The following is a 16,424-nucleotide window of genomic DNA, read 5'->3' as shown; positions in this document are numbered from 1 at the left end:
GCGGCGGGTGGGGGTGACCCGTTGTTTGACGCCATAAGTCACCCCACCCCGGCACTGCGTGCCGACCCTCCCCCTCAAGGGGAGGGTGGATGTTCGAGCAAAGCAAGGAGGCACTCCCATGTCCGATAAGAAAACCCTCAGCGACTGGGCCGCCCTCGCCGAACGCGAAGTGAAATCCTCGCTCGAGGCGCTCACCTGGCAGACGCCCGAAGGCATCGCCGTCAAGCCGCTCTATACCGAGGCCGACCTCGATGGCGCCGGTCATCTCGGCTCGCTGCCGGGCTTTGCGCCGTTTACCCGCGGCCCGCGCGCCACCATGTATGCCGGCCGGCCCTGGACGATCCGCCAATATGCCGGATTTTCCACGGCCGAGGCCTCGAATGCCTTCTACCGCAAGGCGCTTGCGGCCGGCCAGCAGGGCGTCTCCGTCGCCTTCGACCTCGCCACCCATCGCGGCTATGATTCGGATCATCCGCGCGTCGTCGGCGATGTCGGCAAGGCGGGCGTAGCGATCGATTCGGTCGAGGACATGAAGATCCTGTTCGACGGCATTCCGCTCGAAAAGATCTCGGTGTCTATGACCATGAACGGCGCCGTCATCCCGATCCTCGCCTCCTTCATCGTCGCCGGCGAGGAACAGGGCGTGCCGCGCGCCGCGCTTTCCGGCACCATCCAGAACGACATCCTCAAGGAGTTCATGGTCCGCAACACCTATATCTATCCGCCGGAACCCTCGATGCGGATCGTCGCCGACATCATCGACTATACGGCGCGCGAAATGCCGAAATTCAACTCAATCTCGATCTCCGGCTATCACATGCAGGAGGCCGGCGCGACGCTGGTGCAGGAGCTCGCCTTCACGCTCGCCGACGGCCGCGAATATGTCCGCGCCGCCCTCGCCAAGGGCCTGAATGTCGACGACTTCGCCGGCCGCCTCTCCTTCTTCTTCGCCATCGGCATGAACTTCTTCATGGAGGCCGCCAAGCTGCGCGCCGCCCGGCTGCTGTGGACGCGCATCATGGAGGGCTTCTCGCCGAAGAAACAGTCCTCGCTGATGCTGAGAACCCATTGCCAGACGTCCGGCGTCTCGCTGCAGGAGCAGGATCCCTACAACAACATCATCCGCACCGCGTTTGAGGCAATGTCGGCCGTGCTCGGCGGCACGCAGTCGCTGCACACCAACTCGTTCGACGAGGCAATCGCCCTGCCGACCGAATTCTCATCGCGCATCGCCCGCAACACCCAGCTCATCCTCCAGCACGAGACCGGTGTCACCAGGGTCGTCGATCCGCTCGCCGGCTCGTACTATGTCGAAAGCCTGACGGCCGAGCTGGCGAACAAGGCCTGGGCGCTGATGGAAGAGGTCGAGGCGCTCGGCGGCATGACCAAGGCGGTGGCCGACGGCCTGCCGAAACGGCTGATCGAGGAGGCAGCGACCCGCCGCCAGGCCGCGGTCGACAAGGGCGAGGAAGTCGTCGTCGGCGTCAACAAATACCGGCTGGAAACCGAGGATGATCACGACATCCTCGACATCGACAATGCCGCCGTGCGCACCGCCCAGATCAAGCGCATCGAGGAGACGAAGCGCCGCCGCGATACGGCAGAGGTCACTGCAGCGCTGAATGCCCTGACCGAGGTCGCCCGCAGCGGCAAGGGCAATATCCTCGGGGCCGCCGTGGCAGCTGCCCGTGCCCGTGCCACAGTCGGCGAAATCTCGGATGCCATGCGCGCCGTCTTCGGCGATCATTCCGCCGTTCCCGAGGTCGTCACCGACATCTATGGCGACGCCTACAAGGACGAACCGGAACTGGCGACGCTCTCCGCCCGGCTTTCCGCCGTCTCCCGGTCGATCGGCCGCAAGCCGAAGATCATGGTCGCCAAGCTCGGCCAGGATGGCCATGACCGCGGGGCCAAGATCATTGCGTCGGCCTTCGGCGATATCGGCTTCGACGTGCTCGCCGGTCCGCTGTTCCAGACACCGGAGGAAGCCGCGGACATGGCGCTTGCGGCAAACGTCCACGTCGTCGGCGTTTCGTCGCTCGCCGCCGGTCACAAGACGCTTCTGCCGCAACTGGTCGAGACATTGAAAGCACGCGGCGGCGGCGACGTCATCGTCGTCTGCGGCGGCGTCGTGCCGCGCCAGGACTACCAGTTCCTGATGGACCACGGGGTTGCCGCCGTCTTCGGGCCTGGAACCAACGTCATGGAGGCGGGCCGCGCCGTGCTCGACCTGCTGGAAGGCAGGCTGCGCAACGCCTGAAGCGACGGGACACCCCAAATAATCATCGCCGAAAAGTTGTGCTTTCGCTTTACGGGAAATGTCGCATCCTGTTCACGTGCTCAGATGATTCGCCTTATGTGCCTGCGTCCAGGCCGGATTGGGAGCGGGGGCGGCAACGCTAAATGATTTAGCTGGGGGCAAGCGCAATGCGGAAGCGCGACGACGTCGAAAACTGGGCAGTTTACCGGGCGCAACAAATTCTGATGCGCGAGGGCATGGACCTCGCGCTCTCGGCTCGCGACCTGGACAGCAAGGCAATCCGGGCCAAGGGCAAGCTCCTGGCGATGGCAATCGCCGCGTCGCTGCTCGAGGCATCCGCCGTCGCGGAATGACCTGAAAGGCTGCCCGGCCTTTCACCCCGGCTCGTGGTTCGATTGCCAGGCCGCAACCCCTTAAATTTGGGAATTGCCACCGCATTGAATGGCTCTACACTGTCGATCCAAACCGGGTGTGTTCCGAAGGGGGGAAAGCAGTGTCGTTTCTGTCGGACATGGCCTTGAACCAGAATGAAATCGAAGTCGTCTGCGGCGCGCTCGAAGAATGGTGCAGAGAAACGCGCACGACGCTCGACAGCGACGATGGCCGCGACGCCGCCACCGTCATTCTCGGCCTCTACAAGACCGGCCACGCCACCAAGGGTTCCATTCTCGAAGCGATGCGCCGGGTCGCCGGCGTGTGCGCCTGAGTTTTCGGCACTCCTCGCTTTGCCCCTCACCCTGGCCCTCTCCCCGCAAGCGGGGAGAGGGGACGACGGAGGTCGCCGCTTGTCCCTTCTCCCCGTTCACGGGGAGAAGGTGGCCGGCAGGCCGGATGAGGGGCCAATCGGCGGTCAGCCAAGCACTGCCGCATTTATCATCGCATGCCCGCCTCCTTGCCCGCTCAATTTCCTCGCCTTACCCACCTGCGGTAAACTCGTCCTTCGCAACGACGCCGGATGCCGTCTGTTCTTTGAAAGTCTGGATGAGTTCCGTAACCAGCCGCTGCCGCCGGCCGCCGACATCAGTTGACGGTGACAGGTTTGGAGCGCATGCGCGACACCGTCTCGCGCTCCGCCCGCTTGCACCGCATCGGCGGCAGGTCGCGGTCCATCAGGTCCATGTCTTCCAGCACCATATCGCCCATTTTCTTGAAGGCACTGTCGAGCGCGCCGGCCCGGTGGGCGGAACGCAGGAAGCCCTTGAGGTTTCGAACGGGATGGTCGAGCGGTAGAGGCTCGTCCGGAAAGACATCGCTTGCCGCAACGATATGGCCGCTTGCCACCGCCGCCATCAGCGCACCGAAATCCACCACATTGGCACGGCTGAGCAGGATGAAGGCGGCGCCGGGCCGCATGCCGGCAAAGGCGTCGGCACCGAGGAAATGCTGGTTCTCGCTGGTGGCGGCCGCAACGACGAAAATGAAATCGCTTTCGCTCAGTACCTCCTCGAGGCTCGACGGCTGGACGCCGTGGTCGATCAGGATCGAGGCCGGCATCCACGGATCGTAGACGCGGGTCTTGGTGCGGAAGCCGCTAAGGACCCGGTTCAGCGCCTTGCCGAGATCGCCGAAGCCGATGATGCCGACGTCGGCACCGGAGAGAAGCCGTGCCTTGGCGTTGCCCTCGCCGCCCCAGCGCTCCCTGCCCTCGCGGAAATCGACATCCGCGTCGACGATGCCGCGGGCGATGTTGAGTGCCATGGCAAGGCCGAGTTCCGCAACCGGCTCGGCAAAGACCTGGCCGGTCGTCACCACATATATCCCGCGGGCAAACAGCACCTCATAGGGCATGTTGTTGATCAGGTTGCTTTCGACGTTGAGGATGCAGCGCAGCGCAGTGAGGCGCGCAAGTGTTTCGGCGCTGAGCGGCGGCTGGCCGATGATGTAGCGGCATTCGCCGAGCACATCGTCGCCCAGACCGGCGATGTTCTCCGGATCGGCCTCGACGATCCGGTATGTCGCCTTGAGCCGTGCCAGAGCCTGCGGCGTGAAGATCAGGTCGAGCGTGCGCGGCTCCGGCGCGCAGATGACCAGGGGTCGGTGCGTTTCAGCCATGATGTCGTCTCCCAGGCCGCCGGAAAAGCCGGCAGGCCCGATGCGGCAAGTTGTATTGACGCCCCGGCAATTTGCAAGCGGCCCGACGGTCAGTAGGTGAAGCCGCGCAACTGTCGTATGATCGACGGCGGCAGCCGGCCGGACTGGAAGACCGGTCCATTGCCGCGCCGGCAGAAATTGGCGGTCGCATAGCCTGAGTTGAGGCCGGGGCTGCGCCGTATGCGCACCTGCTGGCATCTCACCGCGTTTTCCTGCTCCACGGCCTCAGGCGACTTGACCCCCGGGAGATCCGTATAGGCCTGCACCGGCTGCCAGAACGGATCAGCCGACACGGTCGCACCGAACGGGATCGAAGCTGCCCACAGCACGAGGGAAAAGGTGACGGTTCGAAGCGCTTTCATGAGATGATCACATTTGCGCCGGGCAACGGCAATCCGACTGTCACGGCAGAAGGAGACGGTATCGCTTTCAGAGAAGTTGCGCTATAGGCCAACGACTTGAACGACGCGCGACACCCTGTCCGGCTGATGTGGGGATTGAAATGGCAAATACAATACGGCTTCACGCAGGTGACATCTCGGCCGAAGACGCGGCCCGCTACAAGGGCGCGATCGCCATCGATACCGAAACGCTCGGCCTCATTCCGCGCCGCGACCGGCTGTGCGTCGTGCAGCTTTCGCCGGGCGACGGCACCGCCGACGTGATCCAGATCGCCAGGGGCCAGCGAGAGGCGCCAAACCTCGTGGCCATGCTGGAAGACCCGGCCCGCCAGAAGATCTTCCATTTCGGCCGTTTCGACATCGCCGTGCTGTTCCACACCTTTGGCGTCACGACGACACCGGTGTTCTGCACCAAGATCGCCTCCCGCCTGACGCGGACCTATACCGACCGCCACGGCCTGAAAGACAATCTCAAGGAACTGCTCGAGGTCGACATCTCCAAGCAGCAGCAGTCCTCCGACTGGGCGGCCGAGACGCTGACGCCGGCGCAGCTGGAATATGCCGCCTCCGACGTGCTGCACCTGCATGCGCTGCGCGACAAGCTGACGGCACGGCTGATCCGCGATGGCCGGATGGACCATGCCGACGCCTGCTTCGCCTTCCTGCCGACGCGCGCCAAGCTCGACCTCCTCGGCTGGGACGAAACCGACATTTTCGCGCATAGCTGATGCCGCCGATCGAAGACCACGCCACCGGGCCGGTTCTCGAACCGCTGCGGCTTGCAATCCGGCGGCAGCTTAAACGCTTGCCACAGGGCATCGCCGAATTCGTCCTCTTCGGCCTGAAGCAGGCATGGTCATGTCTTTTGGGCGCGCTGGTTCTGTTTTTGATTGTCGCGACGAAGCTCGTCTGGAGCCCTGAGTGGGTCTTGAACCGGTATGATGCACTCTTTCTCATGGCGCTGGCGATACAGATCCTCTTTCTCCGGCTGAGAATGGAAAGCTGGGACGAGGCGAAGGTCATTTTGATCTACCATGTCACCGGCACCTGCATGGAGATCTTCAAGGTGAAAATGGGGTCGTGGGCCTATCCGGAGAACGCAATCTTCCAGATATCCGGCGTGCCGCTTTTCTCCGGCTTCATGTATGCTTCCGTCGGCAGCTATATGGCCCGCGCCATCCGCATTTTCGACATGCGTTTCACGCACTATCCGCCGTTTGCGCTCACGGCCCTTCTGGCGGCTGCGATCTACATCAACTTCTACAGCCATCATTATATCGCCGACCTGCGCATCGGGCTTTTTGTCGCCATCCTTCTCCTTTTCGGCCGGGTACGCGTCTATTTTACCGTAGAACGCAAGGCCCGCTGGATGCCGCTGGTGCTGGCCGCATTTCTCACCAGCATCTTCCTCTGGATTGCCGAAAACATCGGAACGGCAACGGGCATCTGGCTTTATCCAGGGCAACGCGAATGGCACCTGGTATCGCTGCAAAAGATGGGGTCGTGGTACCTGCTGCTCTATGTGAGCTTCGTGCTGGTCACGATCGTCTGCAAACCGACGTTGCCGGATGGCTGGGAGGGCCGCCGCAAAGTCGCGGTCGCCTGAGGCTGCCCGCCACACGCATTTCGTACGGTTAAGGCCGGGTCCGCGCTGACGAGCGCACGCGCCTGTCTGCCCTCCAGCGTTGCTGAGGTGGAAGCCAAGAGCGGCCTTCGGGATCTGGGCATCACTGCGCAGGAAATGATCGAGGCGATCAACCGGCACAGATCAGAGTGCCGACGCGAGTGCGATCCAGACCATTCAGGTCCTGGCCGCCGACGCCGAGATCGCCAAAACGCAGGCGTCGATCGAGAGCGTTCAATCGAAGGAGACATCGGCGTGGCAGGATAGTGCAGACATTTCCGAAGATCTAAGCGAAGCACCGAGCGACGAGGAACAGGCGATCATACTCGCCCGCGCCGGCCAGGCCAGCGACGAACAGCGCGAAGAGGTGGCCAGCAGGACATTCTTGCGGTCACGGTCGATGAGGACGGTATTTACGAGCTGCTGGCGAAGGAGGGGGCCGCCTGATCAGAGCTTGCGGATGATCCCGAGTCGCGCCATGACTTCCTTCGGGATGCCGTATCGCTGGACCGCATCGCGGTTCGAGCGCAGACCGCAGATCTCGCGCTGGATGAAGAAGGCCCACACGGCGTCGGCAGCATCGTTCAGCAACTGCTCTCGCCTGTCCGGCGTCGTTGCCGCATCCTCAAGCACGCTGAGAGCCGCGATCGCCTTTTCCACCTTCAGGCCGTGCCGCCCGAGCGCATCGGCCCGTTCGGACATCAGCTCGTATTCCAGGAGATTGAGGCCGGAATCTCGCGTGAAGGACGGCGACAGGGATTGGGGCGGACGGACCGTCATCTCAAGGCTCCCGTATAAATCGGCGCAAGGATGGGACGAGAACGCCGATGCTGCAAGCGCCTATTTGGCGCGCTCGCGAATTTCCGCAAAGCTCCAGTCCCTCAGAAGCTCGCCATCCTTCCAGACCGGCTGCAGATGGTTGCGTTCCTTGAGTTCATCGAGGCGCGCCGCTTCCAGACCGCCCAGACCGCCAACCACCGCCTGGCGGCCGGCCTTGGAGGCCTTGACGTTCATGGTCGCCGGACGCTTGAAGACATCGTGCCATTTGCCGGCATCGTCCAGCCGCGCATTGGTCTTCATGGCGAAGGAATAGGTGTCGCGGTTGACCTTCTGCAGCAGCCCGCCGCCCATGCCGAAGGCGATGTTTTCAGCCGAGAAGCCGAAGGCTTCCAGCCGCCCGAGGATCTGACCGATATCGGCATTGGAAACACCGTCGCCCTGGATCACGCGCACGGACTTGTCGAGGACCTTGTAGCCCTTGGCGTTCAGCGTCGAACCAAAATGATAGTCCAGTTGCTTGATGACATGGACCGGCGTTTCGATGGGGTCGCCACTGTCGGGCCGGATGACCAGAGTGCCGCCGCTGGCCCTGACCTTCTCGCGCAGCTGCTCGCCCCAGATTTCAGAGACCGCGTAGTTGATGTCGTAGCTGTCGGAGACAACCGCGAACATGCCACCACCGGCGAAGCGGTCGATCATGTTGGCATAGGCATCCGCCTCGCGCTCGACGCCCCAGGCGGTCATGGTCGAGTGCTCGGAGGCCGGAATGGAGAAACCGGCCATCTCGGCGCCGTAGTACCGCCGGGCATAGAGCACGCCGGTCACCGTATCGGTGCCCATGAAGTTGACGAGGTGGGCTGCGCCGCCGATGCCCGCCTGCTCGAAAGCGCCGACGCCGCGGGCGCCAAAATCATGCAGCCGGAACGGCAACACGGCTTCCGGATCGTCGCAGGTCTTTTCGAGCATCGGGCGGATGATCTGCTTGACCTTGCGGGCATTGCTGGCGACGGAGGACGGATACCAGACAGCGCGCAACAGCGCGGTCTCGATGTAGGAGGTCAGCCAGAAGGCGTGCGGATCGGTATTGACCACCTGCACCATCGGCACGCCGCGGCGAACGAGCGTCCCTTCCGGCAGGGCCTGGATCTCGAGCGGCAGGTAACCGCCGAACTGTTCGACGATACGCGTCCAGCCGGCGCGATGGAACGGCAGGCCGTGGGCCGTGACGATCGCCTCGGCTTCGTCGATATCGGCGCGCGTCACCGGCTTGCCGAGATATTCCTTCAAGAACATTTGCAGGCCGAAGAACAGGACATCGGGCTGATCCTGATGGCCGCGCGTTTCGATATAGGCTGAGATGGCGCTTGTGCCGGGCGGGTATTGCAGGAAATGGCTGAACTTGTAGCTGTCGGTATTGAGGATCAGATTGGCCGGATTCATCGCATTCCCCCCGAAAGCAAGTCCAAGTCCGCAGCCCCACCGACGGCGGGCGGCGGCAAAGATGTACGCGACCGCACAAAACGCAGCAAGAGCAAAGCAAGCCGCCTGCTCCGGCTAAATTCTCCTCGCGCCGCGCAGTATGGTTAATATTCTGTCAATCATTCTGCCCTAATATTGAACCTGAAATGCTCGGCCATTCGTGGTTCCGCAGCAGCCGCCGCAGTCTGGTATGGCCGTGAACGAGCCGTCGGGCATGCGCATGAAGCGCCCTTCCCCCTCGCCACCCGCTTGGGACTTATCCGGCTCGATGGCCGGTGTGCCACCAACAGACACGATGGTTTTGACCTCAACCCGAACCTGACGGAGATTGCGATGCTGACGCCCATTCTCACAGTCAAGACATCCGCCGCATCCACGCCGGCAGCCGCCGTGGTGGAGACCGCTACGCCGAAAGAGCGCACGCATGTCGAACCGGTGAGGATTTCGGGAAGCCAGTCGGAAGCCGTCCTCAAGATCGTGGAGACGCTGAACCGCCACGTTGTCGACAGCGAACGGCTGCCAAAGGAAGCATTGATCCGGTTGCTGGACACGCTGGCAAAAGTCCTGAATTTTCCGCCGCTGCCGCAGGAAACCCTGCGTGACTTCACCAGGCGGCTGGCGGTTTTTCTCGATACGCTGCCGCCGGCCGCGCGGCTGGCGCTGGAAAAGCAGCTCGGGCAGCGCAATCTCGCCATATCGATCCGGATCCTCGCGGAAGCCCTGAAGGGCCCTTCGATCATCGACGCGCCGCGTCTGCTGCAGGAATTTTTCACACCGGCAGCGCGGTCGGCAACGAGCCAGCCAGGGGGCAGGCCGGCGGGGACAGGGACCGTGCCGCAGGAGACCGTGCAAAGTCGCCCGACAGCGCTGCCGGTGATGCAGCCGCAGTTTGCCGCACCGGCGGCAGGTGTCGATCCAGGCCTGCTGCAGGCAGCCCTGAAGAAAGCCTTCGGCGACGAAGACGAGGCCGCGGTACCGGCCGTTGGGGCGGAGACAAGTGAGAGCGAGGAACAAGCGGCGAAATCGCCAACACGGCGCAAGGATCCAACTTCCGCAGGCACACAGCCCCAGGCCAAGGCAAATTCCGAGACGATCCCCTTGCTCCGGGCTGCCGCTGCCTTTCTCGCCGCGGATCCGGAAGCGCTGTCGCTGGTGGCTGCCATTGCCACGGGCGACATCGATAGCCAGACAAAGGCCGATCTGGAGCAGGAACTGGGATTTGATCTTTCGCAGCAAACAGGTCCGATCGAAATACCGGAAGAGCCGACCCAGGCTGGATCCTACGCTGCAGAGGGCGAGCGGGAGACCGCGGCGGAACCGGCAGCAGGCGAGAACTCCGGGTCTTCCGAAGCCGGTTCCGTTCCACGGCAGACCGCTTCGGCGGCAGCCGATCCCCTGCCTGCGACCGTCGCTGAACCGGAGGTCCGGGCGGAAACCGCCGGACCCGGCGACATGCTGCCGCATCGCGGCGAGGTCGAGGGTTTCAAAGGCCACGACCTCGGTGAATGGGAGCTGCATGCAGAACCGGCGCCACGATCCTTTGCGCCCGCAGCCGAGGGGCAATCCTCGGAATTCGAATTCGAGACATCGCAGTCGGAAAAGACGCTGGTCGAGACACTGAAGACGCTGGTCGATGCCAGCCTGTGGTCGCCGGAAGGATCGGCAGGCACGCCGCCGGACACGCTTTTTACCACGCTGGCAAGCGAGACGGCCGATATGGGTGCCGAGGCGCTGTTCGCAGAGCTTCAGACACAGGACGATGTAGAATTGCCGCCGGCTACCGCGCCGACCACCGGTGGCTTGGCCGAGCAGCCCGAACCGCCCGGACTTGAAGCCGACACCTGGAGTGCGCTGCTCGATGCGGCGGAGGAGAAGGCGGCGCGCCGTCCGGCCCATGCATCCGGCCCCCATGAAGGCGCGCAGGAGGCCCAGATGCCCCGACAGCCGGAAACGGCCATTGCGCGAGACGCCATCCCCTTCGCCATGATTCCCTATCTGCCGGCAAAGACCGCCGAGACGCGGAGCCTCGAGGCGGCAGAGGAGCGGCCATCCCTCGCCGATGACGAACAGCGGGACGAGCGCGGAGAAAGCGACGACCAGGCGCCCGAAGACGAGGGGCCCGAAGACGAGGAGGCCGCCGGCGACGAGGACGAGACGGAAACCGCCGATGCCTACGATCTCTACCAGCGCATGGGCGGTCTGGGCTAGCCGAAGCAGCCGGCGCCGCAGGGCAAGGACACGAAAAAGCCCGCGGAAATCGCTTCCCGCGGGCTTCTTTATACGTAACGCCTAAGGCTTATTCGCCCGAGCGGTTCTTCAGAGCCGCACCGAGGATGTCGCCGAGCGAAGCGCCGGAGTCGGACGAACCGAACTGTGCGACGGCTTCCTTCTCTTCAGCGATTTCAAGCGCCTTGATCGACAGCATGACCTTGCGATCCTTCTTGGAGAAGTTGGTGACGCGGGCGTCGACAACCTGACCAACGGAGAAACGCTCCGGACGCTGCTCGTCGCGGTCACGCGACAGATCGGCACGGCGGATGAACGAGGTGAGGTCTTCGTGGTTGACGAGCTTCACTTCGATGCCACCGTCGTTGATGGCGATGACTTCGCACGAGACGACGGCGTTCTTGCGCAGATCGCCGGAAGCAGCGGCGTCGCCGACCGCATCCTTGCCGAGCTGCTTGATGCCGAGCGAGATGCGCTCCTTTTCGACGTCCACATCGAGAACGACAGCCTTGACGACGTCGCCCTTGTTGTATTCCTCGATGACCTGCTCGCCCGGACGGTTCCAGTCGAGGTCGGACAGGTGCACCATGCCGTCGACGTCGCCGTCGAGACCGATGAACAGGCCGAATTCGGTCTTGTTCTTGACTTCGCCTTCAACTTCGGTGCCAGCCGGATGGCTGTGCGCGAAGGCCTGCCACGGGTTCTCGAGCGTCTGCTTGAGGCCGAGCGAGATGCGGCGCTTGGTCGGGTCGACTTCGAGAACGACAACGTCGACTTCCTGCGTCGTGGACAGGATCTTGCCGGGATGTACGTTCTTCTTGGTCCAGGACATTTCGGAGATGTGGATCAGGCCTTCGATGCCCGGCTCCAGCTCTACGAATGCACCGTAGTCGGTGATGTTGGTGACGGTACCGGAGATCTTCTTGCCGACCGGGTACTTGGCACCGATGCCATCCCACGGATCCGACTCGAGCTGCTTCATGCCGAGCGAGATGCGGTGGGTTTCCTGGTTGATGCGGATGATCTGAACCTTGACCTGCTGGCCGATGTTCAGGATTTCCGACGGATGGTTGACGCGGCGCCATGCCATGTCGGTGACGTGCAGCAGGCCGTCGATGCCGCCGAGGTCAACGAACGCACCGTAATCGGTGATGTTCTTGACGACGCCGTCGACAACCTGGCCTTCTTCGAGGTTCTGGACGATTTCCGAACGCTGCTCGGCGCGCGATTCTTCAAGAACCGTGCGGCGCGATACGACGATGTTGCCGCGGCGCTTGTCCATCTTGAGGATTTCGAAGGGCTGCGGGTTGTGCATCAGCGGCGTGACGTCGCGGATCGGACGGATGTCGACCTGGGAGCGCGGCAGGAAGGCAACGGCACCATCCAGATCGACGGTGAAACCACCCTTGACCTGGTTGAAGATGACGCCTTCGACGCGTTCGCCGGCTTCGAACTTGACTTCGAGGCGGACCCAGCTTTCTTCGCGGCGAGCCTTCTCGCGCGACAGAACAGCTTCGCCCAGCGCGTTTTCGATGCGCTCGACGTAAACTTCGACTTCATCGCCGACCTTCAGCGTGCCGTCCTTGGCCTTGGCGCCGAATTCCTTGAGTGCGATGCGGCCTTCGACCTTCAGACCGACGTCGACGATCGCGACGTCCTTCTCGATGGCCGTGACAATACCCTTGGTGACGTAGCCTTCGGCAAGATCCTGCGTGGCAAAGGATTCCTGCAGCAGCGCGGCAAAATCGTCGCGGGTGGGGTTAGCTTGGGACATGAATACTCCTGATGTGCCTTGGTGAGGCACAGGCGCCGGGGGTTAGCGTTGACATGTCCGAAAACCATCCGCTCCATTCAGATGAGGAGCAAATCCGGCGCGGGGATGGTGTCTCGGACTATTTCTTCAATGCGGCATCGATGATGCTCTTCGCCGCCAAGAATGCGGCCTCTATACTCATTTCAGACGTATCTAGCAAGTGCGCGTCTTCGGCCGGTCGAAGCGGGCTGTCGGCGCGGCCCATGTCGCGCTCGTCACGCTTGACGATATCGGCCAGGATCTCCAGATAATCGGCCGGAATGCCGTTCGCCACGATCTCGTCGAAGCGGCGGCGCGCCCTGACTTCAGGGGACGCCGTGACATAGAGCTTCACCTGCGCATCCGGGCAGACAACCGTGCCGATGTCGCGGCCGTCGAGCACCGCGCCCGGCGCGCGCTTCGAGAAGGCACGCTGCGCCTCGACCAGCGCCTGGCGCACGAGCGGCATCACCGCGATCTTCGACGCCGCCTCGCCGATCGAATGGGCCGAGAGGACGGCACGATCCAGCCCGGCAAGCTCGATCTGGCGCGCCATCTCCTCAGCCAGCAGTTCGTCGTCGAGCGGCAGGCCCGCATCGATGAGGGCCTTGGCCGTGGCGCGATAGGTCAGTCCGGTATCGAGATGGTGAAAGCCATAGTCCTCGGCAATCCGGCGCGACAGCGTTCCCTTGCCGGCGGCAGCCGGTCCGTCGATGGCGATGATCATGAAAACGTCCTTGCAATGCGGTTGTCGTCGTGCGCCTTGTTAGCGGAAAGCCGAGGAGAATGCCAAGCGCGGGCGCGAGTTCCCCTCGATGTTCCCGTGCCATTGGAAACGGCAGCCTTGTTTCGGGCGTTTATGCAGACACCATGGCGTTTTGCCCCGGTCGGGCATCGGCTCCGCAACATCCGGAAAGTTAGGCTTTGACAGATCATGCCAAGACGATTATGGGGACCGGCTAATTCATTTCACGTTCAACGCCGGTATTCCGGCAAATGCCGGTAACCCCGGCCATTCAAGAGGCTTTGACTGTGGCAAAAGCGGAACTTGGAACAAAGCGCATCGATCCGGAAACAGGCCGTAAGTTCTACGACCTGAACAAGGATCCGATCGTTTCTCCCTACACCGGCAAATCCTATCCCCTCTCCTTCTTCGAGGAAACCTCCGTCGCCAAGGTGCTGGAAAAGGCTGCCGAGGAGGACGAGATCCAGGAAGTCGATACCGAGAACACCGAAGTCGAGCTCGTGTCGCTCGAGGATGCCGACGGCGAAGCAGCCGGCGGCGACGATCTGCCGGATCTCGGCGACGATGATGTCGAGATCGAAGGTGACGACGACGACACCTTCCTCGAGCAGGACGACGAAGACGAAGACGGCCTGTCCGACCTGATCGGCGTCTCGGACGACGACGACGAGGTCTAAACCTCTCATAATACACGCAAATGGCGTTCGCGCGGTGTTTTCAACAGGCCATGCGGACGCATTTTCCGGGTTCAGCGGAAAAAACTTGCCCGGTTGTCTTTTTCGGCTTGCCATCTGCAGAAAGCAGAAGTATGAAGCCGCCACCCGACCGGACGAACTGTCCGGACGGACTTCCCGGAACCGGCATCGCCGGACCCAAAATGGGGCTATAGCTCAGCTGGGAGAGCGCTTGCATGGCATGCAAGAGGTCAGCGGTTCGATCCCGCTTAGCTCCACCAAATCTTTCCTTCGTTTGTAATTTTCCATCCCCTAAGGTGCGCTTTGTCGCCGGCCAATCAGCTGGAATTCTATTGATCCACTCGTGACCTCCTGGCCATCGTAGGCCGCAGGGTCGGAAGGCCGGTCGCTGGCGTGAGGCGATTGCAAACGGTCATGGGCCGGCTGCGCGCCGGATGCTCGCGACAGCGGCACTCGATGCCAAGGCCGGCCACGGCCCCTCGATCACGTGAAAGGACAGGACATGACGGAATTGAAGACACGATCCCGACCGACCGGTGCAACGGCGGTTCTGGGCCGCACTGGATTTCCGCACATTACGTCAGCAACCGGGGGCGAACTCGGCATCGTCACCGGCCCGTCGCAGCCAGGCTTCAATCCGCTCGACCTGCTTTACGCTTCGCTCTCCGCCTGTCTGGCGATGAGTGCCCGCATCGCGGCAAGCCGGATGGGAGTCCTCGACAGAGTGACGGAAATCAGCGCCGAGGTGTCCGGCGAGAAGGCGCCGGAAGGCCTTTCGCGGGTTCAGACATTCCGAATCCTCCTCACGATCAAGGGCGACATTGACGACGAGACGCGCAACGCCATCGCACGGGCGGCGGAAGAGGAAATCTGCACGGTCAGCAACACGATCCGCGGCAATGCCGAATTTTCGACGATTGTCTCCAGCTAGTCTCCAAGCATCCGCCCATTGGCAAGGCGCGCGTGTTTGACTATGGATGCGCCTGAGCAATTCTGGAGTATGTCATGAAAATCACGATGATCGGCGCCGGTTATGTCGGGCTTGTCTCCGGTGTCTGTTTTGCGGATTTCGGCCATGAGGTGGTCTGCATCGACAAGGACGCGAGCAAGATCCAGGCGCTCACCGCCGGCCGCATTCCGATCTTCGAGCCGGGCCTGGAACAGCTGGTTGCCGACAACGTCAAGGACGGGCGCCTCAGTTTCAGCACCGATCTGGCAGCAAGCGTCTCGCAGAGCGACGTGATCTTCATTGCGGTCGGCACGCCTTCGCGTCGCGGCGACGGCCATGCCGACCTCTCCTATGTCTACGATGCCGCCCGCGAGATCGCCGCGCATGTGACCGGCTTCACCGTCATCGTCACCAAGTCGACCGTTCCGGTCGGTACCGGCGACGAGGTCGAGCGGATCATGCGCGAGACCAATCCGGATGCCGACATCGCGGTCGTCTCCAATCCGGAATTCCTGCGCGAAGGTGCCGCGATCGACGACTTCAAGCGACCTGACCGCATCGTCATCGGTCTCAACGACGAGCGCGCACGCGGCGTCATGACCGGCGTCTACCGGCCGCTCTACCTCAACCAGGCACCGCTGCTCTTTACCTCGCGACGCACATCCGAACTGATAAAATATGCCGGCAACGCCTTCCTGGCCATGAAGATCACCTTCATCAACGAGATGGCCGACCTGTGCGAAAAGGTCGGCGCCAATGTCCAGGAGGTTGCCCGCGGCATTGGCCTTGATGGCCGCATCGGCGCGAAGTTCCTGCATGCAGGCCCCGGCTATGGCGGCTCCTGCTTCCCCAAGGACACCCTGGCGCTGGTCAAGACGGCGCAGGACCACGACAGCCCGGTCCGGCTGATCGAAACCACCGTCGCCGTTAACGACAACCGCAAGCGCGCCATGGGCCGCAAGGTGATCGCCGCTGCCGGCGGCGAGGTGCGCGGCAAGAAGATCGCCGTGCTCGGTCTTACCTTCAAGCCCAACACCGACGACATGCGCGACAGCCCGGCGATCGCCATCATCCAGGCGCTGACCGACGGCGGCGCCATCGTCACCGGCTATGATCCGGAGGGGATGGAGAATGCGAAGCATGTCATCGACGGCATTGCCTATGCCGACAGCCCCTACGAGGCCGCCGAAAACGCCGATGCGCTCGTGATCGTCACCGAATGGAACGAGTTCCGGGCGCTCAACCTCGACCGGCTGAAGTCGTCGATGAAAAACCCCGTGCTTGTCGATCTCAGGAACATCTACCACCCCGACGAAGTCACCAAGCACGGATTCAGCTATACGAGCGTCGGCCGGCCGGAATAAGGGCGGCATCTCGATCGA

Annotated in this window: 16 protein-coding genes and 1 tRNA gene; 11 read left to right on the top strand and 6 right to left on the bottom strand. The window is 62.8% G+C overall.

Features of this window, described 5'->3' with window-relative positions:
• The first annotated feature begins 118 nt into the window (after window positions 1-118).
• The 4 genes from scpA (at window position 119) to A3AY_RS38830 (ending at window position 3,288) form a co-directional block, all read left to right on the top strand.
• Window positions 119-2,260 carry a methylmalonyl-CoA mutase gene (gene scpA, locus A3AY_RS0100370; protein ID WP_018323680.1) on the top strand — a complete coding sequence of 714 codons (2,142 nt, stop codon included), beginning with the start codon at window positions 119-121 and terminating at the stop codon, window positions 2,258-2,260.
• Between the two features lie 167 nt (window positions 2,261-2,427).
• Window positions 2,428-2,613, top strand: coding sequence for a hypothetical protein (locus A3AY_RS0100365; protein WP_018323679.1), 186 nt, complete (start codon window positions 2,428-2,430; stop codon window positions 2,611-2,613).
• A 164-nt stretch (window positions 2,614-2,777) separates the two neighbouring features.
• The gene (locus tag A3AY_RS0100360) at window positions 2,778-2,966 is read left to right on the top strand and encodes a hypothetical protein (protein ID WP_154663232.1); all 189 of its coding nucleotides are present in this window, start codon (window positions 2,778-2,780) and stop codon (window positions 2,964-2,966) included.
• A gap of 79 nt (window positions 2,967-3,045) precedes the next feature.
• Window positions 3,046-3,288 carry a hypothetical protein gene (locus A3AY_RS38830; RefSeq protein ID WP_162700026.1) on the top strand — a complete coding sequence of 81 codons (243 nt, stop codon included), beginning with the start codon at window positions 3,046-3,048 and terminating at the stop codon, window positions 3,286-3,288.
• Here A3AY_RS38830 and A3AY_RS0100355 read toward each other — a convergent pair.
• Complete coding sequence (locus A3AY_RS0100355; protein WP_018323677.1) at window positions 3,281-4,312, bottom strand: hydroxyacid dehydrogenase; 1,032 nt, start codon at window positions 4,310-4,312, stop codon at window positions 3,281-3,283. The two genes, A3AY_RS38830 and A3AY_RS0100355, sit on opposite strands and share 8 nt — an antisense overlap.
• Before the next feature lie 89 nt (window positions 4,313-4,401).
• A complete protein-coding gene (locus tag A3AY_RS38825) occupies window positions 4,402-4,713 on the bottom strand; it encodes a hypothetical protein (RefSeq protein WP_018323676.1) in 312 nt (103 codons plus the stop codon).
• Between the two features lie 140 nt (window positions 4,714-4,853).
• On the opposite strand from A3AY_RS38825, the gene A3AY_RS0100345 reads away from it, so the two are divergent.
• Window positions 4,854-5,480: a ribonuclease D gene (locus tag A3AY_RS0100345; protein WP_018323675.1), complete on the top strand. Its 627-nt coding sequence runs from the start codon at window positions 4,854-4,856 to the stop codon at window positions 5,478-5,480.
• A complete protein-coding gene (locus A3AY_RS0100340; RefSeq protein ID WP_018323674.1) occupies window positions 5,480-6,358 on the top strand; it encodes a DUF817 domain-containing protein in 879 nt (292 codons plus the stop codon). Before A3AY_RS0100345 ends, A3AY_RS0100340 begins: the two co-directional genes overlap by 1 nt.
• A gap of 465 nt (window positions 6,359-6,823) precedes the next feature.
• Here A3AY_RS0100340 and A3AY_RS0100335 read toward each other — a convergent pair whose 3' ends face one another.
• Together A3AY_RS0100335 and A3AY_RS0100330 are read right to left on the bottom strand one after the other, a co-directional pair.
• Entirely contained in the window at window positions 6,824-7,156 is a 333-nt protein-coding gene (locus A3AY_RS0100335) for a DUF6665 family protein (protein WP_018323673.1), read from the bottom strand.
• A 60-nt stretch (window positions 7,157-7,216) separates the two neighbouring features.
• Complete coding sequence (locus A3AY_RS0100330) at window positions 7,217-8,596, bottom strand: nicotinate phosphoribosyltransferase (RefSeq protein ID WP_018323672.1); 1,380 nt, start codon at window positions 8,594-8,596, stop codon at window positions 7,217-7,219.
• A gap of 372 nt (window positions 8,597-8,968) precedes the next feature.
• Between A3AY_RS0100330 and A3AY_RS0100325 the strand changes: the two genes are divergently transcribed.
• Window positions 8,969-10,843, top strand: coding sequence for a hypothetical protein (locus A3AY_RS0100325; RefSeq protein WP_018323671.1), 1,875 nt, complete (start codon window positions 8,969-8,971; stop codon window positions 10,841-10,843).
• Between the two features lie 88 nt (window positions 10,844-10,931).
• On the opposite strand, the gene rpsA is transcribed toward A3AY_RS0100325, so the two are convergent.
• Window positions 10,932-12,635: a 30S ribosomal protein S1 gene (gene rpsA, locus A3AY_RS0100320; protein WP_018323670.1), complete on the bottom strand. Its 1,704-nt coding sequence runs from the start codon at window positions 12,633-12,635 to the stop codon at window positions 10,932-10,934.
• Between the two features lie 118 nt (window positions 12,636-12,753).
• Window positions 12,754-13,380: a (d)CMP kinase gene (gene cmk / locus A3AY_RS0100315; RefSeq protein ID WP_018323669.1), complete on the bottom strand. Its 627-nt coding sequence runs from the start codon at window positions 13,378-13,380 to the stop codon at window positions 12,754-12,756.
• Window positions 13,381-13,685: 305 nt separating this feature from the next.
• On the opposite strand from cmk, the gene A3AY_RS0100310 reads away from it, so the two are divergent.
• The 4 genes from A3AY_RS0100310 (at window position 13,686) to A3AY_RS0100295 (ending at window position 16,406) form a co-directional block, all read left to right on the top strand.
• Complete coding sequence (locus A3AY_RS0100310) at window positions 13,686-14,075, top strand: TIGR02300 family protein (RefSeq protein WP_026202964.1); 390 nt, start codon at window positions 13,686-13,688, stop codon at window positions 14,073-14,075.
• A 202-nt stretch (window positions 14,076-14,277) separates the two neighbouring features.
• A tRNA-Ala gene (locus A3AY_RS0100305) sits at window positions 14,278-14,353 on the top strand.
• A 242-nt stretch (window positions 14,354-14,595) separates the two neighbouring features.
• Complete coding sequence (locus A3AY_RS0100300; protein WP_018323667.1) at window positions 14,596-15,024, top strand: OsmC family protein; 429 nt, start codon at window positions 14,596-14,598, stop codon at window positions 15,022-15,024.
• A 74-nt stretch (window positions 15,025-15,098) separates the two neighbouring features.
• Window positions 15,099-16,406: a UDP-glucose dehydrogenase family protein gene (locus tag A3AY_RS0100295; RefSeq protein WP_018323666.1), complete on the top strand. Its 1,308-nt coding sequence runs from the start codon at window positions 15,099-15,101 to the stop codon at window positions 16,404-16,406.
• Window positions 16,407-16,424: the final 18 nt, after the last annotated feature.

The organism is Rhizobium giardinii bv. giardinii H152 (genome assembly GCF_000379605.1).
Classification (GTDB): Bacteria; Pseudomonadota; Alphaproteobacteria; order Rhizobiales; family Rhizobiaceae; genus Pararhizobium; species Pararhizobium giardinii.
This window is presented reverse-complemented; position numbering and strand designations above follow the sequence as displayed.

Coding starts and splice junctions, on each gene's coding strand:
- A3AY_RS38825 (WP_018323676.1), bottom strand. CDS start 4,713: ATGAAAGCGCTTCGAACCGTCACCTTTTCCCTCGTGCTGTGGGCAGCT.
- A3AY_RS0100325 (WP_018323671.1), top strand. CDS start 8,969: ATGCTGACGCCCATTCTCACAGTCAAGACATCCGCCGCATCCACGCCG.
- A3AY_RS0100355 (WP_018323677.1), bottom strand. CDS start 4,312: ATGGCTGAAACGCACCGACCCCTGGTCATCTGCGCGCCGGAGCCGCGC.
- A3AY_RS0100335 (WP_018323673.1), bottom strand. CDS start 7,156: ATGACGGTCCGTCCGCCCCAATCCCTGTCGCCGTCCTTCACGCGAGAT.
- scpA (WP_018323680.1), top strand. CDS start 119: ATGTCCGATAAGAAAACCCTCAGCGACTGGGCCGCCCTCGCCGAACGC.
- A3AY_RS0100340 (WP_018323674.1), top strand. CDS start 5,480: ATGCCGCCGATCGAAGACCACGCCACCGGGCCGGTTCTCGAACCGCTG.
- cmk (WP_018323669.1), bottom strand. CDS start 13,380: ATGATCATCGCCATCGACGGACCGGCTGCCGCCGGCAAGGGAACGCTG.
- A3AY_RS0100300 (WP_018323667.1), top strand. CDS start 14,596: ATGACGGAATTGAAGACACGATCCCGACCGACCGGTGCAACGGCGGTT.
- A3AY_RS0100365 (WP_018323679.1), top strand. CDS start 2,428: ATGCGGAAGCGCGACGACGTCGAAAACTGGGCAGTTTACCGGGCGCAA.
- A3AY_RS0100345 (WP_018323675.1), top strand. CDS start 4,854: ATGGCAAATACAATACGGCTTCACGCAGGTGACATCTCGGCCGAAGAC.
- A3AY_RS0100330 (WP_018323672.1), bottom strand. CDS start 8,596: ATGAATCCGGCCAATCTGATCCTCAATACCGACAGCTACAAGTTCAGC.
- A3AY_RS0100295 (WP_018323666.1), top strand. CDS start 15,099: ATGAAAATCACGATGATCGGCGCCGGTTATGTCGGGCTTGTCTCCGGT.
- rpsA (WP_018323670.1), bottom strand. CDS start 12,635: ATGTCCCAAGCTAACCCCACCCGCGACGATTTTGCCGCGCTGCTGCAG.